At 77.2% G+C, this 25,339-nt stretch carries 25 protein-coding genes; 17 read left to right on the top strand and 8 right to left on the bottom strand.

The annotated features are described in order from the left end of the window. The first annotated feature begins 49 nt into the window (after window positions 1–49). The 5 genes from Ae331Ps2_RS33530 to Ae331Ps2_RS22865 all read left to right on the top strand — a co-directional run bounded on the left by Ae331Ps2_RS33530 (window position 50) and on the right by Ae331Ps2_RS22865 (window position 6,012). Window positions 50–586: a dimethylamine monooxygenase subunit DmmA family protein gene (locus Ae331Ps2_RS33530; RefSeq protein WP_075306605.1), complete on the top strand. Its 537-nt coding sequence runs from the start codon at window positions 50–52 to the stop codon at window positions 584–586. Beyond that, window positions 583–1,521, top strand: coding sequence for a PDR/VanB family oxidoreductase (locus tag Ae331Ps2_RS33525; protein ID WP_075306606.1), 939 nt, complete (start codon window positions 583–585; stop codon window positions 1,519–1,521). The genes Ae331Ps2_RS33530 and Ae331Ps2_RS33525 overlap by 4 nt, the downstream gene beginning before the upstream one ends. After that, on the top strand, window positions 1,518–2,483 hold the full coding sequence (locus Ae331Ps2_RS22875; RefSeq protein WP_075329792.1) for a heme-dependent oxidative N-demethylase subunit alpha family protein: 966 nt from the start codon (window positions 1,518–1,520) through the stop codon (window positions 2,481–2,483). Before Ae331Ps2_RS33525 ends, Ae331Ps2_RS22875 begins: the two co-directional genes overlap by 4 nt. Before the next feature lie 211 nt (window positions 2,484–2,694). Then, window positions 2,695–4,416: a DUF222 domain-containing protein gene (locus Ae331Ps2_RS22870; RefSeq protein WP_075306608.1), complete on the top strand. Its 1,722-nt coding sequence runs from the start codon at window positions 2,695–2,697 to the stop codon at window positions 4,414–4,416. Between the two features lie 330 nt (window positions 4,417–4,746). Beyond that, a complete protein-coding gene (locus tag Ae331Ps2_RS22865; protein ID WP_175581801.1) occupies window positions 4,747–6,012 on the top strand; it encodes a hypothetical protein in 1,266 nt (421 codons plus the stop codon). Window positions 6,013–6,093: 81 nt separating this feature from the next. On the opposite strand, the gene Ae331Ps2_RS22860 is transcribed toward Ae331Ps2_RS22865, so the two are convergent. Genes Ae331Ps2_RS22860 through Ae331Ps2_RS32720 form a run of 4 tightly spaced genes read right to left on the bottom strand, consistent with a single transcriptional unit; the run spans window position 6,094 to window position 9,548 of the window. Further along, a complete protein-coding gene (locus Ae331Ps2_RS22860; RefSeq protein WP_139318723.1) occupies window positions 6,094–6,960 on the bottom strand; it encodes a hypothetical protein in 867 nt (288 codons plus the stop codon). Window positions 6,961–6,970: 10 nt separating this feature from the next. After that, window positions 6,971–8,296, bottom strand: coding sequence for a glycosyltransferase family 2 protein (locus tag Ae331Ps2_RS30655; protein WP_158071488.1), 1,326 nt, complete (start codon window positions 8,294–8,296; stop codon window positions 6,971–6,973). Continuing rightward, window positions 8,293–9,252: a hypothetical protein gene (locus Ae331Ps2_RS32200; RefSeq protein WP_075306610.1), complete on the bottom strand. Its 960-nt coding sequence runs from the start codon at window positions 9,250–9,252 to the stop codon at window positions 8,293–8,295. The genes Ae331Ps2_RS30655 and Ae331Ps2_RS32200 overlap by 4 nt, the downstream gene beginning before the upstream one ends. Then, window positions 9,249–9,548 carry a hypothetical protein gene (locus Ae331Ps2_RS32720; RefSeq protein WP_212611721.1) on the bottom strand — a complete coding sequence of 100 codons (300 nt, stop codon included), beginning with the start codon at window positions 9,546–9,548 and terminating at the stop codon, window positions 9,249–9,251. The genes Ae331Ps2_RS32200 and Ae331Ps2_RS32720 overlap by 4 nt, the downstream gene beginning before the upstream one ends. Before the next feature lie 49 nt (window positions 9,549–9,597). Between Ae331Ps2_RS32720 and Ae331Ps2_RS32715 the strand changes: the two genes are divergently transcribed. From Ae331Ps2_RS32715 to Ae331Ps2_RS22820, 5 genes are all read left to right on the top strand, one after another. Further along, complete coding sequence (locus Ae331Ps2_RS32715; RefSeq protein ID WP_217695648.1) at window positions 9,598–11,241, top strand: WcbI family polysaccharide biosynthesis putative acetyltransferase; 1,644 nt, start codon at window positions 9,598–9,600, stop codon at window positions 11,239–11,241. A gap of 114 nt (window positions 11,242–11,355) precedes the next feature. Next, window positions 11,356–12,450, top strand: a complete 1,095-nt coding sequence (locus Ae331Ps2_RS22830; protein ID WP_075306612.1) for a glycosyltransferase — start codon at window positions 11,356–11,358, stop codon at window positions 12,448–12,450. Continuing rightward, window positions 12,447–12,653 carry a hypothetical protein gene (locus tag Ae331Ps2_RS32710; RefSeq protein WP_212567657.1) on the top strand — a complete coding sequence of 69 codons (207 nt, stop codon included), beginning with the start codon at window positions 12,447–12,449 and terminating at the stop codon, window positions 12,651–12,653. Before Ae331Ps2_RS22830 ends, Ae331Ps2_RS32710 begins: the two co-directional genes overlap by 4 nt. Before the next feature lie 23 nt (window positions 12,654–12,676). After that, window positions 12,677–13,486: a glycosyltransferase gene (locus tag Ae331Ps2_RS22825; protein WP_212567656.1), complete on the top strand. Its 810-nt coding sequence runs from the start codon at window positions 12,677–12,679 to the stop codon at window positions 13,484–13,486. After that, window positions 13,483–14,283 (top strand): glycosyltransferase family 2 protein, encoded by an 801-nt coding sequence (locus Ae331Ps2_RS22820; protein ID WP_075306613.1) that lies wholly within the window; start codon window positions 13,483–13,485, stop codon window positions 14,281–14,283. Before Ae331Ps2_RS22825 ends, Ae331Ps2_RS22820 begins: the two co-directional genes overlap by 4 nt. 282 nt (window positions 14,284–14,565) lie before the next feature. On the opposite strand, the gene Ae331Ps2_RS22815 is transcribed toward Ae331Ps2_RS22820, so the two are convergent. After that, entirely contained in the window at window positions 14,566–15,129 is a 564-nt protein-coding gene (locus Ae331Ps2_RS22815; protein ID WP_075306614.1) for a hypothetical protein, read from the bottom strand. 30 nt (window positions 15,130–15,159) lie between these two features. After that, window positions 15,160–15,780 (bottom strand): LysE family translocator, encoded by a 621-nt coding sequence (locus Ae331Ps2_RS22810; protein ID WP_043276884.1) that lies wholly within the window; start codon window positions 15,778–15,780, stop codon window positions 15,160–15,162. Window positions 15,781–15,861: 81 nt separating this feature from the next. Here Ae331Ps2_RS22810 and Ae331Ps2_RS22805 point away from each other — a divergent pair, with 81 nt between their 5' ends. Next, window positions 15,862–16,347: an Lrp/AsnC family transcriptional regulator gene (locus Ae331Ps2_RS22805; RefSeq protein ID WP_075306615.1), complete on the top strand. Its 486-nt coding sequence runs from the start codon at window positions 15,862–15,864 to the stop codon at window positions 16,345–16,347. 5 nt (window positions 16,348–16,352) lie between these two features. Here the strand turns inward: Ae331Ps2_RS22805 and Ae331Ps2_RS22800 are convergent, their stop codons facing one another. After that, a complete protein-coding gene (locus tag Ae331Ps2_RS22800) occupies window positions 16,353–17,537 on the bottom strand; it encodes an alcohol dehydrogenase catalytic domain-containing protein (RefSeq protein ID WP_075306616.1) in 1,185 nt (394 codons plus the stop codon). A gap of 311 nt (window positions 17,538–17,848) precedes the next feature. On the opposite strand from Ae331Ps2_RS22800, the gene Ae331Ps2_RS22795 reads away from it, so the two are divergent. Genes Ae331Ps2_RS22795 through Ae331Ps2_RS22780 form a run of 4 tightly spaced genes read left to right on the top strand, consistent with a single transcriptional unit; the run spans window position 17,849 to window position 22,654 of the window. Beyond that, window positions 17,849–19,453 (top strand): NAD(P)/FAD-dependent oxidoreductase, encoded by a 1,605-nt coding sequence (locus tag Ae331Ps2_RS22795; protein ID WP_233147527.1) that lies wholly within the window; start codon window positions 17,849–17,851, stop codon window positions 19,451–19,453. 56 nt (window positions 19,454–19,509) lie between these two features. After that, window positions 19,510–20,532, top strand: a complete 1,023-nt coding sequence (locus tag Ae331Ps2_RS22790) for an acyl-CoA dehydrogenase family protein (RefSeq protein WP_083695880.1) — start codon at window positions 19,510–19,512, stop codon at window positions 20,530–20,532. Further along, window positions 20,532–21,818 (top strand): bifunctional PIG-L family deacetylase/class I SAM-dependent methyltransferase, encoded by a 1,287-nt coding sequence (locus Ae331Ps2_RS22785; RefSeq protein WP_083695879.1) that lies wholly within the window; start codon window positions 20,532–20,534, stop codon window positions 21,816–21,818. The genes Ae331Ps2_RS22790 and Ae331Ps2_RS22785 overlap by 1 nt, the downstream gene beginning before the upstream one ends. Next, window positions 21,815–22,654: a glycosyltransferase family 2 protein gene (locus Ae331Ps2_RS22780; protein ID WP_212567655.1), complete on the top strand. Its 840-nt coding sequence runs from the start codon at window positions 21,815–21,817 to the stop codon at window positions 22,652–22,654. Before Ae331Ps2_RS22785 ends, Ae331Ps2_RS22780 begins: the two co-directional genes overlap by 4 nt. Before the next feature lie 18 nt (window positions 22,655–22,672). On the opposite strand, the gene Ae331Ps2_RS22775 is transcribed toward Ae331Ps2_RS22780, so the two are convergent. Continuing rightward, window positions 22,673–23,179: a class I SAM-dependent methyltransferase gene (locus Ae331Ps2_RS22775; protein ID WP_158071486.1), complete on the bottom strand. Its 507-nt coding sequence runs from the start codon at window positions 23,177–23,179 to the stop codon at window positions 22,673–22,675. Between the two features lie 73 nt (window positions 23,180–23,252). On the opposite strand from Ae331Ps2_RS22775, the gene Ae331Ps2_RS22770 reads away from it, so the two are divergent. Both Ae331Ps2_RS22770 and Ae331Ps2_RS22765 read left to right on the top strand, forming a co-directional pair. Further along, a complete protein-coding gene (locus tag Ae331Ps2_RS22770; RefSeq protein ID WP_075306619.1) occupies window positions 23,253–23,912 on the top strand; it encodes an HAD family hydrolase in 660 nt (219 codons plus the stop codon). A gap of 137 nt (window positions 23,913–24,049) precedes the next feature. After that, the gene (locus Ae331Ps2_RS22765; protein WP_075306620.1) at window positions 24,050–25,045 is read left to right on the top strand and encodes an amidohydrolase family protein; all 996 of its coding nucleotides are present in this window, start codon (window positions 24,050–24,052) and stop codon (window positions 25,043–25,045) included. Window positions 25,046–25,339: the final 294 nt, after the last annotated feature.

Genomic DNA, 25,339 nt, shown 5'->3' with positions numbered 1-25,339 from the left:
CTGGGCGCCATGTGGTGTTCACGCGACGCCCGTATGATCACTCTCCGTCATGCCCGACCCCGTCCGCCCGCTGCGCACCGGCGCGGCCGTCCCGTCCGTGCACGTCGCACCGGAGTGGACCACGGTGCCGCGTTACGCCGGTCCGGCCGACCGCGGCGGGTCACCGCACCTGGTCGTCGTCTGCGGCTCCGCGCCCGCTCCCGACCTCGGGCCCGCCGACCGCCTGGTCCGGCTCCCTGCCGGCGCGGACGCTGCGACGCTGCTCGACCGGGAGCTCGCGACGCTGGTCACCGGCACCCGGATCCTGGTCACCGGGCCCGAGGCGCTCGTGCAGGCCGTGCGCGCCGCTGCGCTGCACCGTGGCGCCCTCGACGAGGAGCTCGTCCTGGTCCCGACCGACGTCGCCCACGCCACCCGGGACCGGACGGTGCACTGCGGACACTGCCACCGGCACGTCGTCGTGCACGCGGCCGTCGGGGACGCCGTGGCCTGTCCCGGCTGCCGGGTCGTGCTGCACGTCGCCGGGCACCACTCGCGCCGGCTCGGGGCGTTCCTCGGCGCACCCACGCCGCAGCGGGCGCCGTGACCCGGCCGGGGGTGCACCTGCGGGTCGTCGCGGTCACCGACGCCGCGCCCGACGTCCGTTCGCTGGAGCTCGCCGCCGCGCCGGGGACCGGGTCACTGCCCGCGGCGCCGCCCGGCGGCCACATCGGCGTCGAATGGGCGCCGGGCCGCTGGAACTCCTACTCGCTGACCGCGCCGTCCCCCGCACCCGACCGGTGGCACGTCTCGGTCGCGCGGCGCCCGGACTCCCGTGGCGGCTCGGTGTGGGCGCACGGTCTCGTCCCGGGTGACGCGGTCGTGGCGACGACGCCGCGCAGCTCGTTCCCGCCGGTCGACACCGCGCGCCACCACCTGCTCGTCGCGGGCGGGATCGGGGTGACCGCGGTCCTGTCCCACGCCCGCTGGCACGCGTTCTGGGGGAACCCGTACACCGTGCTCACGGTGCACCGCCCCGGCCCCGCACCGCACCGCGACGCGCTGCGCGCACTCTGCGGGGACCGGCTCGTCGAGGCGACCGGCCGCGTCGAGGCCCGGGCCGCGCTGGAGCGGCTGCTGGGCACGGCACCGTTCGGCAGCCACGTCTACACCTGCGGCCCGCCCGGCCTGATCGCCGCGACCGCCCGGACCGCCCGCGCCGCGCACTGGGTCGACGCCCGCATCCACGCCGAGGCGTTCGTCGGCGAGCCCGAGCCCGGCACCCCGTTCCGCGCTGTGCTGTGCCGCAGCGGCCGCACGGTCGAGGTCGGTGCCCACGAGACCCTGCTCGACGCCGTGCACCGAGCCGGGGTCACCGCGCCCGCGATGTGCCGGCGCGGGGTCTGCGGGGAGTGCGTGACCCCCGTCGTCGACGGCGGGGTCGAGCACCGCGACACGGTCCTGACCGCCGACGAGCGCGCCGACCGGATGGCGCTCTGCGTGTCCCGCGCCGCCGGGGCGACACTGGAGCTGGACCTGTGACCGGCGTCGACGACTACCCGTTCCCGCTGCCGCACCCGACCTACCGGATCAGCGCGAACGTCGAACCGGCCGGGGTCGAGCGCCGCAGCGAGGCGGGCTCCTGGGGCGGGCGGATCCTGCACGACGGCCCGGACCGACCCGCCGTCGCCGCCGAGCGCGCGTCGATCCTGGACCGCGAGCCCGCCCGGTTCGTCGCCGCGCCGCACGCCCGCGCGTCCTGCTGGGACGCCTGTCTGTACCTGCTCGGTCGGCTCGCCGCCGAGCAGCCCGGCACCTGCACCCTGACCCGCATCCCCGGCCGGGCCGGCGGGTGGCGGTTCCGTGACACGGCCACCGGCACCGACCGGGAGTTCGTGTTCGGCGACGACGCCACCCTCCCCGAACACCCGTTGCGCTGGGTGTCCCGGCTCGTCGCGGAGGACGTGGTCGTGCTCGGCGCCCGCGACGACGCGCTGTGGCTCGACGCCGGTGCCGTCGCGTTCGCCTCCGTGTGGTCGATCGGGTTCGACGCCGGCATGAGCTTCCGGGAGCTGCACGGGCCGGTCCCCGGGAACGGACCCGGCGGCGTGTTCGAGCGCGCCGAACGCTTCCTGCTGCGGCTGCACCCCGGCGAGGCCTACCGCCGCCTGAACTGGGGTCTGCAGCCCGACGACCACCGCGACCTGTCCCTCGACGCCGCCCCGCACTGGCAGCCCGCCCGGACCCGGCTCGATCTCACCGACCCCGGCCGACAGATACACCTGCGCACCGAGGTGCAGCACCTGGTGCGGCTCCCGCTGACCGGGGCGGTGCTGTTCCTGATCGGGATCCGCCTGCTGCCGCTCGACGGGGTCGCGCAGGTCCCGGCCTGGCGCAGCCGTCTCGCGTCGGTCCTGGAGACGCTGCCGCCGGAGGTCGCGGAGTACAAGGAGCTCGAGCCGCTGGCCTCGATCGCCGCGGAGTGGCTGCGCGCCCAGCTCTGACCAGGGCCGCGCCCGCCCGGGATCGCCTCCTGACCGGGATCACCTCCTGACCGGGAGCCTCCTGACCGGGGGCGCCTGCGGTGGTCGCGACGGGCGTCCGTGCGCGTTCCGCGGAACGCACCCCACAGGCCCGGCCCCACCACGGGTCAATCCGAACTGTCGGACCCCTCAGCCACACTCGTGCGAACACACGTTCGATGAAGGAGCCGTCGTGGAACCGTCCGCCGAGCCGATCACCCCCGCAGCGGACCCGGGCCCGCTGCCACTCGACCTGCACGAGCTCGAGTCCGAGCTCCTCGGTCTCGCCGGCCACATCGCCGCCGCCGAGTGCCGCTTCCTGCGACTGCTCGCCGAGTTCGACGACCGCGGCGGCTGGTGCGGGGTCGGCGTCCGGTCCTGCGCCCACTGGCTGACCTGGCGCGCAGGGATGAGCCTGCGCACCGCGACCGAGCACCTGCGCGTCGCGCACGCACTGACCCGGCTGCCCCGGATCACCGAGGCGTTCGCGGCCGGCCGGATCTCCTACTCCAAGGTCCGGGCGATCACCCGCCTCGCCGGCGCCGAGGACTCCGTCCTCGCCCGCCTCACTCCCACTCCCACACCGGCCGCCATGCCGCACACTCCTGCCCCCTGCACCACAGCGGCGTCGCCCCACCTCGACGCCGACGCCACCACCGACCCTCGACCCGGCGACGACAGCACCACCCGCAGCGCCGGCGACGACCCCGGGACCAGCCCGGTGACCGACTCGCACCAGGGCCTCGTGTCCTCGTCCCCAGCCGGACACACAGACGGCACCGACCCGGCCGTGCATGGCACCGACGACACCCCACCCGCGCCCGAACGCCCGACCGGCGCACCCGTCCCCGGTGCGCACGGCCCGTCGCCGGCATCCGCGCCTCCGCCCGCGGAGCAGGTCCTGCTCGACCTCGCCCTGACCGGCACCGCGAGCCACGTCGAGAGCGTGGTCCGCGCCGCGCGCCGCCGCCTCGCACCGCCCGCGACCACCGCAGCCCTGCGTGGTGTGAGCTGGTACCACGACAGCGACGGCTCGCTCGTCCTGCGCGCCCGCCTCACCCCCGACGACGGCGCGGCCCTGGTCGCTGCGATCGAGGCACACGTCGTCGCCGTCGCCCCCTCGACCGCGGCACCGTCAACCGAGCCCGATCCGCGGGTCGGCCCTCACGAACGGGCCCGCGAGGCCGCCGAGCACGCCCCGGGCGCCGTCGTCGACACCCTGGCCGCGCGGCGCGCCGACGCCCTGCTGGACCTCGTCACGCGTGAGGGTGACGACGAGGGCGGGCCGGTCGTGTCCCGCCCCGGGACGCGGGTCACGGTGGTCGACGACGCCACCACCGGCTCCGCCCGCCTCGACGGCGGACCCGAGATCCCCGCGCCGACGGCCGAGCGGCTCGCCTGCGACGCGCGCGCCCGCGTCCTGCTCACCGACCGCCACGCGAACCACCTCTACCTGGGCCGGTCCCGCCGACTCGCCGGTCCCTCCCAGATCGCCGCACTGAGCGCCGCGGGCGCTGCCGAGGGTCGGCCCGGGTGCCGGTTCCCCGGCTGCGCGCACACCCGGCACCTGCATGCCCACCACGTCCGGCACTGGCTGCACGGCGGCCCCACCGACATCGACAACCTGGTGCTGCTGTGCAGCTTCCACCACCGGCTCGTGCACGACCACGGCTACGTGATCCTCCGCCCGCCCGGTGGGACGTGGACCGTCCACCGCCCCGACGGCACCGTCGTCCGACCGACCGGAGCCCCGCTCGACGGCAGCGCCGAGACACTCCTGGAGATCAACACCCGAGCCCGTCTCCGCATCGACCGCGACACCCTGACCCCCGACTGGTACGGCGACCGCCTCGATCCGGGCCCCATCCTGGACGCACTGCTGCCTCCCGATACGGCATCGACGGCCGCGGCCTGACCCGACGCGCCGGTGCCGCCGCCCACGTTCCGCGGAACGCGACGGCACGGCACCCGGCCCACGGCAGGCGTCCCTGGTCTCCTGCGCGGGTCTCCTGAGCGGCTGGCCCGTCCCCGGGCTCCGGCACGCTCCTGCCACCGCCACCCATATCGGTCCGCCACACGGCCGCACAACGTGCGACCGCACGGCCGCACCGACAGTCCGACACCCGGCCGAACCCTCACCCGCCATCCGCCCCGCTGCCCACGGGCTCGCGGTCCACCGGGCCCGCCGGCGGGCCCGCCTCCGACGTCGTGCCGCCACGGTCTGTGGGCACTAGCCTCACGCCCCGTGACCGACGCGACCCGCACCACCGTGCTCGACCTCGTCGCCGACCCCGGGTTGCCGACCGAGCTCGCCCACCGGCTCGTCCGCGACCTGCCGGCCGCGCTCGGCGCGCACGACGACGCCCGCTGGGAGGTCCGCGTCGCCGACGAGCCGATCGTGCTGGACGAGCGCGGCGCGCTGCCCGCTCTCGACATCGGCGACCGGGTGCGCGAGCGGGACGGTGCCGACGCCGTCGTGCTGCTCACCGACCTGCCGCGCCGCTCCGGGGCGGACCCGGTCGTGGCCGACGGCGGGACCGGGCACCGGGTGGGCCTGGTGTCGCTTCCCGCACTGGGCGCGATCAACCAGTACCGGCGGTGCCGCGACACGGTGGTCCGTCTCGTGACCGGGCACCTGATGCCCGCCGACCCCGCGCACGCCGGAGAGGCAGGAGCGCCGGACGCCGGCCATGCGGGCCCCCTGACCCGGATCGACCCGGGGTCGGGAGCCAGGTCCGACGACGACCGCCGGGGCCGGGACCAGGACCGGGGGCAGGCAGGCGCGGACGGGGACGACTCCGGCGCCGGCAGCGGCGGGGTCGAGGACGACATCGACGTCCGGCTGGCACTCACCGGGCTCCGCGGCCGGGTCCGGCTGCTGGCCGGGCTGGTCCGCGCGAACCGTCCGTGGCGGCTGGTGCCGAGCCTGTCCCCCGCCATCGCCGCGGCGGCGGCCGGGGCCGCGTTCGGGATCTTCTACTCCAACATCTGGGAGCTGGCGACGGCGCTCGGGACCGCCCGGCAGGTGACGGTCATGCTGATCGCCCTGGTCGGGATGACCGCGTGGCTGATCCTCGACAACCGGCTCTGGGAGTCGCGGCGACACCGCTCACTGCGCGAGGAGATGCTGCTGTCGAACCTGTCCACGGTGATCACGGTGGCCTGCGGGGTGCTCGCGATGTTCGCCCTGCTGTTCGTGCTCGCGCTGGTGGCGGCGTTCCTCGTGATCCCGCCGGACTACCTCTCCTCGAAACTCATGCGCGAGTCCGGGCCGGACGACTGGATCATGATCGCCTGGCTGTCGACGTCCATGGGGACCGTCGCCGGGGCGCTGGGTTCCGGGTTCGCCGACGACGGCGCGGTCCGTCAGGCCGCGTACAGCCGCCGGGAGCAGGAGCGGCGGGCACGGCTCGACCGGGCCGACGACCGCGACCGTGCCAGTGGCCACGACCGCGGCGGCGACCGCGACGGCGACCGTGGCGGCGACCGTGGCGGCGACACCCGGGCCTGACCCGCACCGGTCGCGTCCCCGGCTCCGCCGACCGCCCTGGATCCGGCAACGGACAGCGCCAACGGCCAGGACCCGGGCGGGTCAGCCCCCGACGAGTGCGTTCCGCAGGACGCGCAGCGCCGCGGCGTCCCTCGGCGCTCCGTCCGCGGCGGCGTCGAGCCGGGCGACCAGGTCGGCCGGCAGGTCGAGCACGATCCGGACCGGTGCCGCGTCCGGTGCCACCTCCGGCGCAGCGCCCGGGGTGCCGGTGCCGTCGTCCTCGGCAGTGGCCCCAGAGGAGGTGGTCCCAGAGGAGGCGGTCCCGGTGGAGGTGGTTCCGGTGGAGGCGGGCCCGTGCTCCCCTCGGCCGCGCAGGACCAGGGCCAGCACCGGCAGTGCGATGGTGCCGAGCGCGTCGACGATCCCGGCGACACCGAACCAGCGCCAGTACCACTCGCCGCCGCCGACCGCGCCGTCGGTGATCACCGGCAGCGCCAGCATCGTCGCGACGACGGCGATCGCGGCCAGGGTCAGCACCAGGCCCGTGCGGATCACGGTCCGCCGTCGCTCGGCGAGCAGCAGGAGCAGGTTCGCGTGCGCGAGGCTGATCGCGACGATCGTCGCCACCAGCAGGGTCTTCAGCACCGAGCCGTCGCCGTCGTCCTCGAAGAGTTCGTCGCCGCTCCAGACCAGCCACAGGGCCGCTCCCGCGGCGACGACGCTCGCCGCCAGGCCGGCGAACCCGAGGAGCCGCACGGCACGGGTGACGACGGCGAGATGGCAGAGCGCCGAGGTGCCGAACGCGGCGACGATCAGGGTGGTGGCGACGATCCGCGCCTGCAGGTCACCGAAGCCGCCGCCGAGCAGGGCGACGATCCCGCAGAGCGAGGCGACGAGCAGCGAGGCGACCACCGCGACGATCATCGCGCGGCGGGCCCCGCGGACCGGGGAGGCAGCTGGTGCGGTCATGCCGGCGAGGCTAGGGCCCTGCGGGGCGGTCGGGCCTCCGTAGGGCTACGGCAACCCGAACGGCATCCCTGGCGGCAGCCCGGGCAACGTTCCGGGGCAGCAGGGTGGCGACACCCTCCCGGTGCTGGGCGACGGCGTCGTCGACCCGCCCGCGCCGGGCCCGGCCCGCCGCCCGGGTGGAGACGAGTGCGGCGAGGGTCCGTCGGTCGGGTCCGGCGATCTCGACGCGGCCGAGGTCGTGGCCGGTGAGCAGGTCCATCGCGCGGGCCAGCACGTCGGGCGGGAGCGGCGCGTGGACGTGCAGCCGGGCCCGGGCGCGGCGGAGCCGGTCGGGGCTCCACGGGCCGGGGTCGGCGACACCGCGGTAGAGCTCGTCGAGCCGTGGGTCGCCGCCGGGCAGCCGCACCCGCACGTCCCGGTGGGTCTGGTTGAGCACCGCGTCGACGATCTCCACCAGCTCCCACCCGCGCGCATCGGCGTCGACGGTGGCGAGGACGTCGGGGACCGCGCCGGGCAGCGGTGCACCGCGCACGCCCGGGTCGGGGACGAGCGCGGCGATCCGGATCCGCTCACCGTCCTTGCCGCCACCCACCGTGTCGTGGTCCGCCGGGCGGCCACCCCAGTCGGGGCCGTCGTGCCAGGCCACCGCGGCCGGTTCGTGGACCAGCAGTGCCCCGTTGTTCCAGGCCCGGTAGGCCAGGTCCCAGTCCTCGCCGCCGTAGCCGACGTAGCGCTCGTCGAAGCCGCCGAGGTCGTCGAACAGGCCGCGGTGCAGGGCGAGCACGGCACTGATGACCAGCTGCCAGTCCGTGCCCGAGGCGTCGAGCAGGTCGCGGGTGCGCCGGTAGCCGTCGGCGAGCCAGGCCGGGTCGGGCAGCTGAGGTGCGGCGGCCGGATCGTCGCCCGGTGCGGTGCCGGACAGGTCGGCGTGCCGACGACGGCCGACGGCGAGCACGTCCGGGCAGGCCGCGATCCGTGCGGTGATCGCGGCGAGGAACCCGGGCCCGGGGACGGTGTCGGCGTCGAGGAACACCAGGATCTCGCCGTCGGCCCGTGCGGCACCGCGGTTGCGCGCGGCGGCGGCGCGGAAGCCGCGGTCGTCCTGGGTCACTACCCGCACCGGCACCGGTCCGGCGAGCGCGGCCGGGTCCGGCGGCTCCGGCGACCCGTCGTCGGCGACGACCACCGACACCGGCGGGAGCGTCTGGCCCTGCAGCGCGGCGACGGTGCGGGCCAGCTGCGCGGGCTGGCGGTAGTGGCACACCACCACCCCCACCAACGGCGGCGGCCCGGTGTGTGGCGCCAGCAGGTCCCAGCGGTTGCCCGGCACGCTCACCGGGCGAGCAGCCCGCGGTAGAGGGCGGCGTGCCCGGCCCCGGCGTCCGGCCAGTCCGGGACCGGGCCGCGGGTGGCGGTGGGCCGGGTCAGGGCGTCGGCGACGAGGGCGTCGCGGCGGTCCTCGTCGTCGTAGAGCGCCACCGAGCCCGGGGCGGCGACGGCGGCCTCGCGGGCGTAGGCGCCCACCGCCGCCAGCGGGTAGCGGCCGTGGGCCAGCCACGCCAGCAGCGAACCGCTGGCGCTGACGGTGCGGCCCGGCGCGACCGGGACGGTGACCGCCGCGGCAGCCGCGGCGAGCGCCGCCGGTTCCAGCTGCCCGGTCAGGATCCACTCCACCCCGCGGGAGCGGGCGTGCCCGGCGAGGGACCGGGCGAGGTCGTCGTGTCCGTCGGAGACCGCCCCCGCGGCGACGACCGCGGGCCGGTCCGGGTGCGCCGCGGCCGCGTCGATGACGGCCTCGTGCCCCTTGCCGGGGTAGACGAACCCGAGCACGCCGAGCGTGCGGAGCCCCGCCCAGCCCGGCGCCTGCTCCGCGGGCACGACGACCGGCAGCGGCAGCGCCACGGTCACCGGGTCGACCGCGCCGAGCGCGCGGGCCTTGTCGGCCTCGTGTCCCGCGGACACGACGACCGCGTCGGCGGCGGCGACCACACGCCGGTACCCGGCGCAGCGGCGGGCGTCGCGGGCCGGGTCGGGGTCGGCGCCGGGGAGGTCGTGCAGGGTCACGACCAGCGGCCGGGGCAGGACCCGCGCCTGCTCGACGAAGGCGTCGGCGGCCGCGGCGACATCGGCGCCCCAGAGCGCGTCGGTGAACTGGGCATGGGAGAGGTCGGCCTGGCCGGAGCCGACCGGGACGAGGCCCTCGGCAGCCACCGCGGCGGCGACGGCAGCGGCGTGCCGGACCACGCCGTGCCCGGACGCGCCGGGCGCGACGACCCGCACGGTGACGGTCACCGCGCCACCCCGGCCAGGACCCGGCGGTACTCGCGGGCGTGGGCGTCGGCGACCTCGGCGCGGAGCCGCTCCCGGTCGTCGGGGTCGGCCCGCCAGGCCGGGCGGGTCCGGTGGGCCAGCGCGACGGCGGCGCCGAGCGAGGCGCGGTCGGGGCCGTCCTCGGTGAGGGCGTAGGTCAAACAGGGCGCCTGCTCGTGGAAGTGCCCGACCTCGGGGACCAGCGCGGCCGTGCCGAGGTCGTGGCAGGCCTCCAGCCAGCCGGAATGAGTCCCCCACCGGTACGGGAGCACCGACACGTCGAGCTCCTGGAGGTAGGCGTGGAAGGCGTCGTCGTCGAACGGGGGGGTGCACCCGCAGCTCCAGGCGGGGCTCGTCGCGCAGGGCGTGGGCCACGGCGCGGCCGCGGGCGTCGTCGTGCGCGTCGACCCGCAGTGCCACCTCGGGCGGGGCGGTCGCGGCGAGCGCGCGGGCCACCCCGACCGGGCCGGCGTTGGTGCGGTGGCTCTTGGCGTGCAGGCCCACGACGAACCCGTCGGCGCGGCGGGGCCGGGGGCGGCGCAGCCAGTCCGGCCCGACGACGGCCGGGTGCCCCAGCACCAGCGCGTCGCGTCCCCAGCGCTCCCGGATCCGCGCGGCGGCCCCCGGGGTCAGCGTGACCAGCCCGGCGGCGGCCGGCACCAGCACGTCGAGGGCCGCGGCGTGCGGCGCCGGGTCGGCGTGGTGCGGGTTGCGCAGGTCGTGCACGGTCAGCACCAGCGGGACACCGGTCTCCTCCAGCGCCGCGACGAGTGCGCGCAGCTGGTCGGGGGTGCGGTCGTCGAAGCCGAAGTGGACGTGCAGCACGTCCACCTCCCCGGCGTGCGCGCGCAGGTGCTCGGCGTCGAGCCAGGGCGAGGGCCACCACACCCCCGGACGGGCGCCCGGGACCGGCGGGTCCGGGAGCCGGACCACCTCGGGGTGGTGCAGCGACGCCACGTAGGGATGGGCGGTGGGCACGGATGCCACGCGCACGCGACGGCTCCTCTCCTCGGATCCACCGGGATGCCCGTCCGGGCGCGGATCAACCGCGCGGGCCACGATGACCGGGTGACCGATCCGCGCCGCCGCCACTACGGCGTCCTCTACGGCCTCGACGCCCCGACGCCGGGACCGCTCGCCCTGGTGTGGGGCAACTGCCAGGCCGAGTCGGTCCGGGTGCTGCTCGCCACCGTCGCCGACCTGCCGGTCACCCCGGTCCGCATCCCGCCGGTGCACGAGCTCACCGCCGACGACCTGCCGCACCTGCGCCGGCTGCTGTCCCGGACCCGGCTGCTCGCGTCCCAGCCGGTCCGCGACGACTACCGCGACCTGCCCCTGGGCACCGCCCAGATCGCCGCCGGCCTCGCGCCGGGGGCGGTCGTCGCGCGCTGGCCGGTGATCCGCCATCCCGCGCTGCACCCGTGGTCGGCGATCGTGCGCCACGCGTCCGACCCGGCCGCCGTCCCGCCCGGGGTGCCCTACCACGACCTGCGGGTCCTCGCGGCCGCCGCCGGACGCCCGGCGGGTCCGCCGCCGACGCCGGACGCGCTGCGCGAGGTGGGCCGGCGCGGGATCGCCGAGCTCGCCCGGCGGGAGGCCCGCGACACCGACGTCGGGGTGTCCGACGCGATCGCGGGATTCGGCGCGGCGGCCGCGCACACCCTCAACCACCCCGGCAACGAGGTGCTGACGCTGCTCGCCGGGCGGATCCTCGACGCCGCCGGGATGCCGGGCGTCGTCGGTGACCCCGGACGCACCCTGCTGGGCGGGATCCGGGCCCCGCTGCGCGCCGACGTCGTCGACGCCCTCGGACTGGACGTGCCGCCGCGCCCGCACTGGTGCGTCTCCGGCCGGGCGGTCGCCGAGGACGAGGTCGCCGCGGCGCAGCGGGCCTGGTACGCCACGCACCCCGGATGGGTGGACGCCGGACTGGCCCGACACGCCGACACGCTGGAGGTTCTGGGGCTGTAGCCGGGTCCCGGCGACCATGGTCGAGTTGTGGGGGGCTCCGGGGAGCCGCATGATCGGTGGAACGTCCGGGTTCAGCCGCCAGCTCGCACGGTTCCGTCCTTCGAGCCTCGGAGCGTGTCGACCCATGACCCCGTCCGCCTTCCGCCGGTAACCTCCCGGATCGCGCTCATCGCCTCGGCCCGCTACCCGATCCGTGAACCGTTCCCGGGTGGGCTGGAGGCCCACACCGCCGGGCTCGCGTCCCGGCTGCGACGTCGTGGTCACGACGTGACCGTGTTCGGCGCGCCCGGTTCCGATCCGGGGCTGCGGGTCCGGGAGATGGCGGTGCTGCCGCCGATCTCGCCTGCCGCGCGCAGCGACGTCGGCATGCCGGCGGAGTGGTTCCTCGCCGAGCACCACTCCTACCTGGAGCTGCTGCTGGCGCTCTCCCGCGAGCGCGGACGCTTCGACGTGGTGCACAACAACTCGCTGCACTACCTGCCGCTCGCGCTGGCCGACACCCTCGACGCGCCCGTCCTGACCACGCTGCACACGCCGCCGACCCCGTGGATGGAGTCCGCCGTGCGGCTCGGCGACCCACGCCGGCTGCGGTTCGCCGCGGTCAGCGCGCACACCGCCCGCTCGTGGGCGCCGACCGGAGCCCGCGCGACGGTCGTCCGCAACGGCGTCGACATCGCGGCCTGGGAGTACGGGCCGGGTGGCGGGGTCCCGGTGTGGTCGGGCCGGGTCGTGCCGGAGAAGGGCCCTGTGGAGGCGATCCGCGCGGCGCGGCTGGCCGGGACCGGGCTGCGGCTGGCCGGGCCGTGCCCGGACCGGGCGTTCTTCGACTCCTGCGTCGCCCCGCTGCTCGGCGACGGCGTCGACTACGTCGGCCATCTCGACCACCGCGCGCTGGCCCGCCTGGTCGGGGACGCGACCGTCGCCGTCGTGTCGCCGTGCTGGGACGAGCCCTACGGTCTGGTCGTCGCCGAGGCGCTGGCCTGCGGGACCCCGATCGCCGGGTTCGCCAGGGGCGCACTGCCCGAGATCGTCGACCCGCTCAGCGGGGTGCTGGCCGAGCCCGGCGACGTCGAGGGTCTGGCCGAGGCGATCCGCGCGGCGTCGCTGTTGTCGCGCACCGACGCCCGCCGGCACGCCGAGGCGACCTGCTCGGCCGAGGTGATGGTCGAGGGCTACGAGCGCATCTACCGGGCCCTGGCCGCCGCATGACCGGCGGCACGATCGTCTACTACGTGCACCACCACGGCAGCGGGCACGCCCACCGCGCCGCCGCGATCGCCGCGCACTGCCGCACCCCGGTCGTCGGGGTGGGGAGCAGGCCCGCCCCGCCCGGCTGGCCCGGCGCCTGGCACGAGCTGCCCCCGACACCGGCGGCAGCGACACCTGCGCCAGTACCGGTACCGCCGATGTGACCGCGGGCGGGACGCTGCACTGGGTGCCGCGCCGGCACGACGGTCTGCGTGCTCGCACCGCCGCGGTCTCGGCGCTGCTCGCCGCGGGACCGGCCCGGCTGCTCGTGGCCGACGTGTCCGTGGAGATCGCCCTGCTGGCGCGGCTGCACGGGGTTCCGGTCGCCGTCGTCGCGCAGCCCGGGGAGCGGCTCGACCGGCCGCACCGCACCGCCTACGACCTGGCCGAGGTGCTCCTCGCGCCGTGGCCCGCGGACCCGCCGCGGCCGTGGCGCCCGGAGCTGACCGGCCGGACGGTGCACCTGGGCGGCCTGTCCCGCTACGACGACCGCACCGCCGGCCCGAGCCCGGGCCGGCGTCGGGTGCTGGTCCTGACCGGCAGCGGCGACGGCGGCGCCGACCCGGCCGCGCTCGCCGCCGCGGCCGCCGCCACCCCGGACTGGACCTGGCGGGTCGCCGGCGGCCTCACCGGCGCGCTGGCCGGCGCCCCGCCGAACCTCACCTGCGCCGGCTGGACGGGCGAGGTGTGGGCGGAGCTGGCCGACGCCGACGTCGTCGTCGGCCACGCCGGCCAGAACGTCGTCGCCGAGATCGCCGCCGCGCGCCGGGCCGCGGTCGTCGTCCCGGCCGAGCGCCCGTACGGCGAGCAGACCGCCACCGGTGCGGTGCTGCGGGCGGCGGGGCTCGCCACGGTCCGCGACCGCTGGCCCGCCCCGGCCGACTGGCCGGGGGTGCTCGACGAGGCGCTGTCCCGCGGCGGGGCGGGCTGGTCGCGCTGGTCCGACGGTCGGGCCGCGGAACGGGCGGCCGCGGTCCTCGACCGGATCGCCGCGTGAGGGCGCCCGCGACGCGGGTCGCCGTGGTCACCGTGGTGCGCGGCCGCACCGACCACCTCGCCCGCCAGCGACGTGTGCTCGCCGCGGGCCCGCCGGTGGGCCACGTCGTCGTCGGGATGGGCGAGGACCCCGTGACCGACGGCGAGGGCCCTCCGACCCGGGTCCTGACCGTCCCCGCACCGGGCCCGTTGCCGCTGGCCGCGGCACGCAACGCCGGGGCGGTCGCCGCGCTCGCCGACGGGGCGACGCTGCTGGTGTTCCTCGACGTCGACTGCCTGCCCGGTGACGACCTGGTCGACGGCTACCGCCACGCCGCGGCACGGCGCCCGGACGCGCTGCTGTGCGGGCCGGTCACCTACCTGCCGGCGGGGGTGCTGCCGGAGCAGGACCTGCACCGGCACACCGATCCGCACCCGGCGCGCCCGGCCCCGGCCGACGGAACCCTGGTGGCCGAACCGCGTCGCGAGCTGTTCTGGTCGCTGTCGTTCGCCGTCACCGCCGACGCGTGGCGGACCGGCGGCGGGTTCTGCGAGGACTATGCCGGCTACGGCGGCGAGGACACCGACTTCGCGCTGTCCTGCGGGCTGGACCTGGTGTGGGTGGGCGGGGCGCACGCCTACCACCAGCACCATCCGCCGGCCCGTACCGACCCGGCCCGGATCGCCGAGATCGTCGGCAACGCCCGGCTGTTCCACACCCGGTGGGGTTGGTGGCCGATGGCGGGCTGGCTGCGCGAGCTGCACGCGGCGGGCGCAGTGGAGTTCGACCCGCGGCGCGACGTGCTGCGGGTCGGATGAGACCGGTCGGGAACTAGCAGGCGGTGCGGGGCGGGCAGGCGCAGAACTGCACCGGCCGCATGCACGAGTAGCACAGGTCCGACGCCCGGCCCGGCCGCGCACGGCGGGCCAGGGCCCGGTGTGCGAACGCGAGGATCGACATGACCAGGATCTTTCCCGGCGACGCCGCGTTCACACGCCTCCGGCCCGGATATGGGACGGACGGCGGCGCGGCTGCGACGGACGGCCCCGGCCCGCGCGACGTCCGGTCGAGCGGTTGCCGCCGTCCGTCTCAGCGCGGTCTCACTCCGGGCCCTGCGAGCGCAGCTCCTCCACCCGCCCCATCGCCGCGCGCAGCTCGGCCAGCCACTCGTCGGTGTGCCGGCCGACCAGGCGCACCGACCAGGCCAGCGCGTCCGACCGGGACCGGGCCACCCCGGCGTCGACGAGGGTGTCGAGCACCGCCCGCTCGGGCTGGCGCAGCCGGGTCATCACCGGCACCGAGATCGTCGTGAACAGCTCGCGGGTCCCGCCGATCCGCGCGCCCCAGGCGACCTTGCGCCGGTAGCGGCTCTCGGCCTGGCGGGCGATCTCGATCCGCCGGTCCCGGGTCTCCTCCCGGAAGCGCGAGATCCGCCCGGCCTCGGCGGCCGCGGCGTCGGCCCGCCCCTCGTCGGTGTCGGGGTGGTCGGCATCGAGCGGGGGCAGCTCCCCCACCACGACGATCTCGTCCCGGTCGACCGTCACCTCCGGCGCCCCGGTGAACCACCCGTCGGGCAGCCGTCCGGAGAACCACGCCGCGGCGTCGTCGGCCGGGGGGAGGTCGGCCTGCTGCCAGCCGCCCCGCCCGCGTCCTCGTCCTGTCATCGCGCACCTCCCGCATCGATGCTCACATGATTACACCGTCGCGAGCTGGGATGCCAGCAGCACGGCGCCGAGGGTCACCATCGCGGCACCCGCGACCCGGGACACCACGCGCGCCGCGGCGGGCCGGGCGGCCAGGACGGCGCGGGCGCCGACACCCACGCCGGTGTAGACGAGCGCGCAGCCGAGGACGTGCACGAGGCCGAGCAGGAGGATCTGACCGCCGACGGGGACCGGCGCGGCCGGGTCGGTGAACTGCGGCAGCAGCGCCAGGAACAGCAGCAGCGCCTTCGGGTTGAGCCCACTGACCCCGGCGCCACGGACCAGGTCGCCGAGCCCGGACCCCCCGCCGTCGACGGCCGCCACGGCGGGACCGGCCGGTCGGAGCAGTGTCGTCGCACCGAGCACCAGCAGGTAGACCGCGCCGACGGCGGTGAGCACGGTGAGGACCTCCGGCCGGCGCGCGACGACCGCGGCGATCCCGGCCGCGACCAGCCCGGTGAGCGCCAGGTGCCCGCCGAGCAGCCCCGCCAGCGACGGCAGCACGGTCCGCCCGCGCAGCCCCGCGCGGATCATGTACGCCCAGTCCGCGCCGGGCGTCAGGACCAGCAGCAACGACAGGCCGGAGAACCCCAGCACACTTCCGATCGGCATGCCACGACGCTAGGCACGAGGCGCCGACAGGTGTTCCCGTTGTTCCCACCGAGCACCCGGCATGGTGCAAGATTCTTCTCCGTGGACACGATCGACCGGAAGATTCTTGCCGAGCTGCAGGCCGACGGTCGCCTGACCGTCACCGAGCTGGCCGAGCGGGTGCGGCTGTCGGTGTCGCCGTGCCACCGCAGGCTGCGTGCCCTGGAGTCCTCCGGGGCGATCGCGGGCTACCGCGCCCACCTCGACGCGCACCGGCTCGGCCTGGGGTTCGACGCGCTGGTGTTCGTGACCATGCACGAGGCCGTGCAGGACACGGTGCAGGCGTTCGAGTCGGCCGTCGACGACATCGAGCAGGTCGTCGCGGCGCAGCGGCTGTTCGGCGACCCGGACTACCTGCTGCGGATCATCACCCGGGACCTGCCCGCGTTCCAGCGGCTCTACGACGAGCGCCTCACCACGCTGCCCGGCGTGCAGCGGCTGTCCTCGACCCTGGTGATGAAGGACGTCGTCGCCGACCGGGGGCTGCCGCTGGAGCACGGGCTCGACACCGGACGACGAGGATCATGACGTGCTCAGGGGGTGAACAGCACCTTCACCGCGCCGTCGCTCTTGTCCTGGAACATCGAGTAGGCCTGGGCCGCCTCCTCCAGCGGGACCCGGTGGGTGGCGAAGTGGTCGACGCCGAGCGGGTCGTCGTCGCCGAGCAGCGGCAGCAGGTCCGGGACCCAGCGCCACACGTTGGCCTGGCCCATCCGCATCTGCACCTGCTTGTCGAACAGGGTGAGCAGCGGCAGCGGGGTGGCGCTGCCGCCGTAGACGCCCGACAGTGAGATCGTGCCGCCCCGGCGCACTGCGCCGATCGCCAGCTCCAGCGCCGCGGTCCGGTCACTACCGGCCGTCTCCATGACCGTGCGGCCCAGCCCGAAGGGCATCGCGGCCACGAGCTTCTGGGCCGCGGCCGCGACCGGGGACCCGTGCGCCTCCATGCCGACCGCGTCGATGACGGCGTCGGCGCCACGGCCCCGGGTCATCGACCGGATCGCGCCGAGCACCTCGTCGTCGCCGTGGCCCAGGTCCAGCGCGGTCACCCCGCGCGCCTCGACCCGGGCCAGGCGTTCCGGCACGACGTCCACGCCGACCACCCGCCGGACCCCCAGGTGCGCGGCGATCCGGGTGCACATGTCGCCGATCGGCCCGAGCCCCAGCACCACCAGCGTCCCGTCGGCGGGCGTCGCGGCGTACTGCACGGCCTGGTAGGCGGTCGGCAGCACGTCGGACAGGAACAGGAACCGGTCGTCCGGCGGCCCCTCGGGGACCCGGATGGGCAGCGAGTTGCCGAACGGCACCCGCAGGTACTCGGCCTGTCCGCCGGGCACCTGCCCGTATAGCTGGGTGTAGCCGAACAGGGAGGCGCCGGTCCCCTGCTCGCGGTTCTGGGTGGTCTCGCACTGCGACTGCAGGCCGCGCTCGCACATCCAGCAGTGCCCGCAGCTGACGTTGAACGGGATCACGACGCGGTCACCGACCGAGAGCTCGGTGACGGCCGATCCCACCTCCGCCACGACACCCATCGGCTCGTGGCCGAGGATGTCGCCGGGGGTCAGGAACGGGGTGAGCACCTCGTAGAGGTGCAGGTCGGAGCCGCACAGGCCGGAGCTGGTGATCTGGACGACCACGTCGTCCGGCTGCTCGATGACCGGGTCGGGAACGGTGTCCACCCGGACTTCGCGGCGGCCGTGCCAGGTCAGGGCACGCATGGGGTCTCCTCGGGGTCGCCGGTGGTGTGGGCGCCCGGCTACCCGGGCGCACCCCGGCGAAACCGGCACGGGCGTCCGGCCGGCAACCCGCATCCGGCGGTCCGTCCCACCGCGGCCCACCGCGTGGCCGTGGGAGTGGTGCCGGGCCGGGTCGGCATACTCGACCGGGTCCGTGGCACCGGTCGGTCGACGTGCCGGCGCGGCCACCCGCGCACCGGCGGGCTGCCCGTCGTGACCGGCATGACGTCCGTGAGCCCGGGTACCGCGGATGCACGGCGGGCCCGCGGGCCGTGGCACGGGAGGGGGACCGCGTGGCAGAACGGGTGGCAGAACGGGTCGACGCCGTCGTCGTCGGGGCCGGGCACAACGGTCTCGTCGCGGCGAACCTGCTCGCCGACGCCGGCTGGGACGTCCTGGTCTGCGAGGCCGCCCAGGCGCCGGGCGGCGCCGTGCGCTCGGCCGAGATCACCGCGCCCGGCTTCGTCAGCGACCTCGCCAGCGCCTTCCACCCCCTCGGCGCCGCGTCCCCGGTGCTGCGCGAGCTCGACCTCGGCGCGCACGGGCTGGTGTGGCGCCACGCCCCCGCCGTGCTCGCCCACCCCACCCCCGACGGCCGGTGCGCGGTGCTGCACCGCCGCCTCGACGACACCGCCGACGCGCTCGACGACGACCACCCCGGCGACGGCGCCGCGTGGCGCGCCCTCGTCGCGCAGTGGGACCGGATCGGCGACGACGTCCTCGCGGCCGCGCTGCGCCCGTTCCCACCGGTCCGCCCGGCGACCCGGCTGCTGCGCACGCTCGGCACCGGCGACGCCCTGCGGCTGGCCCGGATGCTGGTACAGCCGGTCGCCCGGATGGCCCAGGAGCACTTCGGGGGCCGGGCCGCCCCGCTGCTGCTCGCGGGCAACGCCCTGCACACCGACCTCGGGCCGGACTCCGCGGCGGGCGCCGCCTACGGCTGGCTGCTGGCGATGGTCGGGCAGCGCGTCGGCTTCCCCGTCCCGGAGGGCGGTGCCGGTGCCCTGACCGGCGCCCTCGTCGCCCGGCTCACGGCACGGGGCGGTCGGCTCGACTGCGGACGACCGGTCCGGACCGTGCTGGTCGGACCGTCCGGGCGGGCCAGCGGTGTCGTGGACGCGGCCGGGCAGCGTGTCCTCGCCCGCCGGGCGGTGCTCGCCGACGTCGACGCGCCCCGCCTCTTCCGCGACCTCGTCGGCGAGGAGCACCTGCCGGCCCGCTTCGTGGCCGACCTCGACCGGTTCCAGTGGGACCACTCGACGGTGAAGCTCGACTGGGCGCTCGACGGGCCGGTCCCCTGGACCGCGCCGGGCGCCCGGTCGGCCGGCACCGTGCACCTGGGCGCCGACCTCGACGGCCTGCGCCGCTACGCCGCCGACCTCACCGCGGGCCGGCTGCCCGGCGACCCGTTCCTGCTGTTCGGGCAGATGACCACGGCCGACCCGACCCGCTCCCCGCCCGGCACCGAGTCGGCGTGGGCCTACACCCACGTGCCGCGCGGGCTCGGCTGGGGCCGCGACGAGGTGCTGCGCTGGGCCGACCGGATGCAGCAGGTGGTGGAGGACCACGCCCCCGGGTTCGGGTCGCTGGTCCGGGCCCGCGCCGTCGCCGGGCCCGCGGACCTGCAGCGCCGCGACGGCAACCTCGTCGACGGGGCGATCACCGCGGGCACCTCCGCGGTGCACCAGCAGCTGGTGTTCCGTCCGGTGCCGGGTCTGGGCCGCGCCGACACCCCGGTGCCGGGCCTGTTCCTGGCCGGGGCGTCGGCGCACCCCGGCGGGGCGGTGCACGGCGGGCCCGGCGCCAACGCGGCGCGGGCCGCGCTGGCCGCGGCGGGGGCGACCGGTGCGCTCTACCGGGGCGCGGTCCGGTTCGCCCACCGGCGGCTGTACGGCTGAGCCCGACCACCCTCCGGTCGGGTTTGGACCCGCGGGGGACGGACATACGGTCATCCGTGACCATCGATCACCGACCCGCCGTCACCGGCACCGGCGTCCTGGACCCGGTGCCCGCGCCGACCGGCCCCACCGAGCCGTTCCCGGCCGCACCCGGGGCGACGCTCACGGCCGTCGTGGCCGCCGGTGAGCTGGACCTCCCGCTGCCCGGCGCCGGGGCGACCGCGACCCGGTGGGCCCGGCTGGCCCGCATCGCACGACGGGACCTGCCGGTCGCGCGGCTCGCCGAGGGGCACGCCGACGCCGTCGCGATCCTCGCCGACCTCCACCGCTCCCCCGCCCCGGGCGCCAGTTACGGGGTCTGGGCGTCGCGGTCCGGCGGCGGGGCCCGGCTCGACGGCGGCCGCGACGGGCTGCGCCTCACGGGCACCGTGCGGTTCTGCTCGGGCACCCACCTGCTCGACCGGGCCCTGGTCGTCGCCGGTGCGCAGGACGGCACCCGGCTCGTGGACCTGGACCTGCGCGCCCCGCAGGTGGAACGGGTGACCGCCTGGCGGGCGTCCGGGATGGCCGCCAGCGACACCCACGACGTCGTACTGCACGACGTGCCCGTGCCGGCCGAGGCCGTCGTCGGCGGCCCGGACGCCTACACCGCGCGCCCCGGCTTCGCCCACGGCGGCGCCGGGGTGGCCGCGGTGTGGCTGGGTGCCGCCGCCGCGGTCGTCGACCACGTCGCGGAACCCCTGCGCACCACCGACCCGGACCCGCACCGGCTCGCCGCGCTGGGGGCGGTGCACGCGGCCGTCGCCGCCGCCGACGCCCTGCTCGCCGTCACCGCCGCCCGGATCGACGCCGACCCCACGAGCCCCCACCACGACGCGGTCGCCACCGTGCGGGCCGCGGTGGAGCGGGCGTGCCGCACCGTCCTCGACGCCGCCCCGGAGATCGCCGGGGTGGCCGGGCTGGCCGGGTCGCCGCTGCTCACCGAACGTCTCGCGGACCTGCAGATCTACCTCCGCCAGCACCACGGCGGACGCGACCTCGCCGCCCTCGGGCGCGCCCTGGTCGCCCCGGTGACCTGATGGAGCCCGTACAGACCGCGCACGTCTGGGAGGACGCGGCCGTGACCCTCGCCCGGCGCGAGCTGGACCCGTCGGCGTTCGGCCGCCTGGTCGTGGTCTGCGCCCACCCCGACGACGAGACCCTCGGCGCGGCCGGGCTCATGCGCGGCGTCGTCGCCGCGGGCGGCACCGTCGAGATCGTCCTGGCCAGCGACGGGGAGGCCGCCCTGCCCGAGGTCGGGTCGATCGACCGGGCCGAGCTGGCCCGCACCCGCCTCGCCGAGCTCGACGCGGCGCTGGCCGAGCTGGGCGTCCCCGCGACGGTCCACCGGCTCGGGCTGCCCGACTCGGCGCTGCACGAGGACCAGCTCGTCGGGCCGCTGACCGGGCTGCTCGCCGGCGCCGACGCCTGGGCGAGCCCGTGGCGCGGCGACCCCCACCCCGACCACGCCGCGGTCGGGCGGGCCTGCCCCCGGGCCGCCCCGGTGACCGCCCACGGCTTCGGGTTCCCGATCTGGGCGCGCACCCGGATCCCACCGACCGACCCCGGCGTGCCGTGGGAGCGCGCCCACCGGCTGACCCTGTCGCCCGAGGACCGCGACGCCCGGCGGCGCGCGATCGCCGCGCACGCGTCGCAGTCCGCGGTGCCGCCCGGCGGGACCCGGGCGGTGCTGTCCGCGGCGACGCTCGCGCACTTCGACGGCGACCACGAGGTCCACTTCCGGGAGCCGTCACCCTCGGGGGCGCCGCCGGAGCTGTTCGCCGGGCTCTACCGCGACGGCGCCGACCCCTGGGACGTGCGCGGCTCGTTCTACGAGCGGCGCAAGCGCGACGTCCTGCTGGCCTGCCTGCCCCGGGACCACTACGCCCTCGCCGCCGAACCGGCGTGCGGGCTCGGCGAGCTGACCCGCGCGCTGGCGGCCCGCTGCGACCGGCTGGTGGCCTCCGACGTCGTCGACGAGGCCGTCGCCGCCACCACCGAGGCCGTCGGCGGGACCCCGGGCGTCGAGATCCTCCGGGCCGACGTCGACGACGACCGGGCCGTCCCCGGCGGGGTCGACCTCGTGGTGCTCGCGGAGTTCCTCTACTACCTGCCCGCCACGCGGGTCGACGCCGTGCTCGACCGCATCGCGGGTGCGCTGGTGCCGGGCGGCGACCTGGTGCTGGTGCACTGGCGGCAGTGGCCCGCCGAGGCACCAGCCGACGCCGCGGCCGTGCACGCACGCGTGCTGGCCGACGACCGCTTCGACACCCTCGTCGAGCACACCGACGAGCAGTTCCTGCTGCACGTGGTCCGGCGCCGGTGAGCCGGCCCGTGCGGACCCGTGGCGCACCGTCCGCCGTCGGGGTGCTCGTCCCCGCCCACGACGAGGCGGCCACCGTCGCCGCGTGCGTCCGCTCCGTGCTGACGTCCCTCGACCACACGCCAGGGCTCACCGCGCGGGCGCTGTGCGTGGTCGCCGACCGCTGCTCCGACACCACCGCCGCGCTCGCCAGGGCCGCGGCCGCGACGCACCCGGCCGCGGCCCGGGTGCGGGTGACGGTGCTCGAACCCACCGCCGGGGTGGCCCCGCTGCCCGGCGGCCGGCCCGTGCAGCGGCCGCACGAGGTCGCCGGACCGGTCACGATCGGCGCGGTCCGCGAGGTCGCCGCCCGCACCCTGGCCACGCTGCTCGCCGCCGACGGCGCCACCCCCGCCACGAGCTGGCTGCTCGGCACCGACGCCGACGGCACCGTGACCCCCGGCTGGGTGGCCGCGCACCTGGCGCTGGCCGCGGCCGGCGCCGACGCCGTCGCCGGTGGGGTGGTGCTCGACGTGCCCGGGCTGCCGCGCCCGCCCGGGGAGCCGGCGCCGCCCGAGCACCCGGTGTACGGCGCCAACCTGGGGGTGCGCGCCGACGCGTGGGCGGCGGTGGGCGGGTTCCCGCCGCTGGCCTGTGGCGAGGACCACGGGCTCGTCGCCCGGCTGCGGGCCGGTGGCTACCGCGTCGTCCCAGGTGCGCCCGGGACGGTCCGGACCAGCGCCCGCACCCGGGGCCGTGCCCGCGGCGGGCTGGCCGACCTGCTGCGCGACGCCGGTCCGGCGCTCCCCCAGCCCCGGCCGGGTGTCGGCGCGGGCGGGGCGGGCATGCCGGTCGCGTGAGCCCGGCGGGCGCCGGGGTCAGCGGGCCACGGCGTGCAGCAGCAGGCCGGTGACGGTGCCGTCGGCGATCAGCCGCCCGATCCGCTCGGACTGCTCGCGGGCCGCGGCGTGGCGCGGATCGTGCCCGTGGTCGCGGTCCAGGACCGCGTCCACCCGGGCCGTGCTGTCCCGCCAGTCCTGCGGGGACGGGGGAAAGGCGGTGAGCGCCGCCTCGTCGGTGAGCGCGAACCCGGCGTCGTGCAGCAAGGCGCGCAGCTCCGGCGCCGACGGGAACCGGTTGCCCTCCGGGGACCCGGCCGGGCGTTCGGTGTCGGCCAGGAACACCAGCAGCCCGAGCGACCCGCCAGGGCGGAGCACCCGGTGCAGCTCGGCCAGCACGGCGGCCTTGTCCTCGACCGTGCAGAGCACGCCGAGACACCAGCAGGCCGGGAACGCACCGTCGGCGAGCGGGACGGCGTCCCCGGCCCCGACCAGCGTCGGCAGCCCGAACAGGGCGGCCGCGGTCCGGCAGGCCGGTCGCTCCACCCGGCGGCACCGCAGGGCGCAGATCACCGGGCGGACCCGGACTGGACCGGCGGCGCGCGGGTACCCCGCGCGGATGACGACCCCGGACACCGCGGTGATCGACGTCGACGGCACGCTCGTCGACACGAACTACCACCACGCCCTCGCCTGGTCCCGCGCCCTGCGCCGGTTCGACGTCACGGTGCCGCTGTGGCGGCTGCACCGCGCCGTCGGGATGGGCGGCGACCAGCTGGTACCCGCCGTGGCGGGGCAGGAGTTCGAGGACGCCCACGGCGACGACGCCCGCGCGGCCTGGAAGGAGGAGTTCGACCCGCTGCTCGGCGAGGTCGTCGCGTTGCCGCAGGCCGCGGAGCTGCTCGCCGACCTGCGCGACGGCTTCGGGATGAAGGTCGTGCTGGCCAGCTCCGGCGACCCGGAGCACGTCGATGCCTACCTCGACCTGTTCGGCGGGCGCGAGCTGGCCGACGCCTGCCTCACCCGGGAGGACGCGCGCCGCACCAAGCCCGACCCGGACCTGGTCAGGACCGCGGTGCGCCGGGTCGCCGGGTCGACCGCGTTCGTGCTGGGCGACTCGGAGTGGGACGTGCGCGCCGCGGCGGCCGCCGGGCACCCGGCCTACGCGGTGCGCACCGGCGGTGCCGGTGTCGACGAGCTGACCGCGGCCGGCGCCGTCGAGGTCCTCACCGACCTCGCGGCGGTGCGGCAGGCGATCCCGCGGATCCTGCGCGGCTGAGGCGGCGCCTGCATCACGATGGTCGACCCGCCCGCCCGGCGGCACCGGGCGCTGCGACCCCGCCGTCCCTGCGGTGGCAGCATCGTCGTCGGCCCCGTGGTCGCGAGGCCGGTCCTCCGACAGCCGCGGGAGCACCCATGTCGATCATCGCCGTCGAGGAGCACTGGACCTCCCCCGCGCTGGACGCGGCGCTGGCCGCCCTGCCGGCGGACCGGCGGGACCCGAGCACCGCGCTGAACGACATCGGCGACCACCTCGCGCAGCTGCACGACCTCGGCGCGGGCCGGATCGCCGCGATGGACGCCCAGGGCGTCGACCTGCAGGTGCTCTCGATCGCCCCGCCCTCGACCGGGCCGCTGGACCCGGCGGACGCGGTCGCGCTGTGCCGCGAGCTCAACGACACCGCCGCCGCGGCCGTCGCCGACCGTCCGCGACGCCTGCGGGCGATGGCGACCCTGCCCACCGCGGCGCCGTCGGCGGTCGCGGCCGAGCTGGAACGCGCCGCCGACCTGGGCATGGTCGGGGCGATGGTCTACGGCCGCAGCGGCGAGCTCCTGCTCGACGACCCGCGCCTCGACGACCTGTTCGCCGTCGCCGCGGCGCGTGCGCTGCCGGTGTTCGTGCACCCGCAGGTCCCGCCGCCCGCCGTGCGCGACGCGTCGTACTCCGGGTTCGGCACCACCACCGACCTGGCGCTCGCGACGTTCGGGTGGGGCTGGCACGTGGAGGCCGCCGTCGCGGTGCTGCGCCTGATCGCCCGCGGTACCTTCGACCGGCACCCCGGTCTGACCGTCGTGCTCGGCCACTGGGGGGAGCTGCTGCCCTACTGGGCCGACCGGGCGAACGGCGTCGCCCGGGTCGCGGGGCTGGAACGCTCGGTGCCCGAGTACGTGCGCGAGAACATCGTGCTCACCTGCTCGGGCATGCTCGACCCCGCGCACCTGCAGCACGCGCTCGCGGTGACGACGCCCGACCGGCTGCTGTTCTCGACCGACCACCCCTTCCAGCACCCGTCGCGGGTGGAGGTCGAGGCGTTCCTCGACGAGTTCGACGCCACCGACCGCGCCCTGTTCACCGAGGGCAACGCCCGCCGGCTGTTCCGGATCGAGGGACCGGTCGGCCCGGACCGGTGACGGCAGTGCTGTCGGCAGGGGTATCGGCAGTGGTGTCGACCGCCACCGGTGTGTCACGCGCCGACCGGGCCCGCGCGGGGTAGGGTGGCACCCGGATCAGATCTGCCGCCCGTCCCGGGCGTTCCGACGGCCGGGGCGGAGAGCGGGTCCCGGACACCGTCGACGGCCTGTGGCGCTTCCCGCAGCCGGACCGCCGACCTCCGTGACTGCGATCCCCCACCGGCCGGTTCGTGGTGCGGAGGGGCCATCAGGCCCTTCGTCACGTCGAGCACGTCCGGCCGCGGCCCCCACAAG

This window comes from Pseudonocardia sp. Ae331_Ps2, assembly GCF_001932405.1.
In the GTDB taxonomy this organism is placed as follows: Bacteria; Actinomycetota; Actinomycetes; order Mycobacteriales; family Pseudonocardiaceae; genus Pseudonocardia.
This window is presented reverse-complemented; position numbering and strand designations above follow the sequence as displayed.

Coding starts and splice junctions, on each gene's coding strand:
- Ae331Ps2_RS22765 (WP_075306620.1), top strand. CDS start 24,050: ATGTCGATCATCGCCGTCGAGGAGCACTGGACCTCCCCCGCGCTGGAC.
- Ae331Ps2_RS22770 (WP_075306619.1), top strand. CDS start 23,253: ATGACGACCCCGGACACCGCGGTGATCGACGTCGACGGCACGCTCGTC.
- Ae331Ps2_RS22815 (WP_075306614.1), bottom strand. CDS start 15,129: ATGACAGGACGAGGACGCGGGCGGGGCGGCTGGCAGCAGGCCGACCTC.
- Ae331Ps2_RS22800 (WP_075306616.1), bottom strand. CDS start 17,537: ATGCGTGCCCTGACCTGGCACGGCCGCCGCGAAGTCCGGGTGGACACC.
- Ae331Ps2_RS22860 (WP_139318723.1), bottom strand. CDS start 6,960: ATGACCGCACCAGCTGCCTCCCCGGTCCGCGGGGCCCGCCGCGCGATG.
- Ae331Ps2_RS22785 (WP_083695879.1), top strand. CDS start 20,532: ATGGAGCCCGTACAGACCGCGCACGTCTGGGAGGACGCGGCCGTGACC.
- Ae331Ps2_RS22810 (WP_043276884.1), bottom strand. CDS start 15,780: ATGCCGATCGGAAGTGTGCTGGGGTTCTCCGGCCTGTCGTTGCTGCTG.
- Ae331Ps2_RS33530 (WP_075306605.1), top strand. CDS start 50: ATGCCCGACCCCGTCCGCCCGCTGCGCACCGGCGCGGCCGTCCCGTCC.
- Ae331Ps2_RS32710 (WP_212567657.1), top strand. CDS start 12,447: ATGACCGGCGGCACGATCGTCTACTACGTGCACCACCACGGCAGCGGG.